This is a genomic window from Streptococcus sp. CCH8-H5 (assembly GCF_001556505.1).
Lineage (GTDB): Bacteria > Bacillota > Bacilli > Lactobacillales > Streptococcaceae > Streptococcus.
Genome location: NZ_LSIZ01000125.1, coordinates 1 through 1059, shown reverse-complemented (window position 1 = coordinate 1059; position 1059 = coordinate 1). Strand labels below are relative to the sequence as shown.

Genomic DNA, 1059 nt, shown 5'->3' with positions numbered 1-1059 from the left:
TTTGCCATTTAGCAATCAAATCGTTGGTATAATCAATCAACTCTTGGTTAGACTTGCTTGAGGCAATACCGTACTCTTGTGTTTTGAAACCTTCATCGAGGATCTTGGTTTTATCACTTTCGTAACCTGACAAGATTGATTTATCACCAGCAAAGGCGTCAATACGGTAAGCATAGAGTGATACGGCTAACTCAGGATAAGATCCAAGTTGAACGTAGTCAAACTTAAGGTTATTAGCTGAAGCGTACTCTTCAACAGCAGCTTTGGCAGAGGACCCTTGAGATACACCAATAGTTTTACCGTTTAGGTCAGAAAGTTTCTTGTAGCCAGATTTGGTTTGAACGAGGAAACCGATTTGGTCGTAGTAGTAAGGATTTGACATGGCATATGAAGCCTTACGTTCATCTGTAATGGTATAAGTAGCGATAAGCATGTCAATAGTCCCATTGTCCATAAGAGCTTCACGAGTTTGTGGAGTAACCGCTATAAAATTCACCTTAACCTTAAGTTCTTTGGCAATTTTCTTAGCGAGGTCAATTTCCATCCCTTGATAGGTATTAGTTTTGGCTGAATAGTAACCAAAGTTTGGGACATCCTGTTTGACACCAACGTTTAGTGTCCCTTTTTTGACAATTTTTTGAATTGCAGCACTATTGAGTAGTTTACTGCTTTCATCTGCCTGACTACTTTTAGTGTTCCAGAGGAGAACTGCTAGAAAAGCTATAACAGAGATTGCTAAAATGCGACTAAGTTTCTTGATTAACATAAGCCCTCCTTAGGCGTCCACTTGGACATTATCAGAGTTGTGATCGATAATCTTAGAAAGGAATTGAACAGCACGAGGTTCAGTTGGATTGTCAAAGAAACCATCCACATCCGTAGTGTCTACAAGAACTTGACCTTCAGCCATGAAAATGATACGGTCAGCCACACTACGGGCAAAGCCCATTTCGTGGGTTACGACAACCATGTTCATGCCACCTTTGGCAAGCTTTTGCATAACTGCAAGCACGTCACCGATAGTCTCTGGGTCAAGGGCTGACGTTGGTTCGTCAAAGA

General features: G+C 41.2%; 1 protein-coding gene and 1 pseudogene. Both read right to left on the bottom strand.

All coding sequences use genetic code 11. From position 1 onward, the window contains the following. A partial coding sequence (locus AX663_RS08640) for a transporter substrate-binding domain-containing protein (RefSeq protein ID WP_060973246.1) occupies window positions 1-766 on the bottom strand: 766 nt, incomplete at its 3' end. Between the two features lie 9 nt (window positions 767-775). Next, a pseudogene (locus AX663_RS08635) lies at window positions 776-1059 on the bottom strand (amino acid ABC transporter ATP-binding protein); the annotation flags it as partial.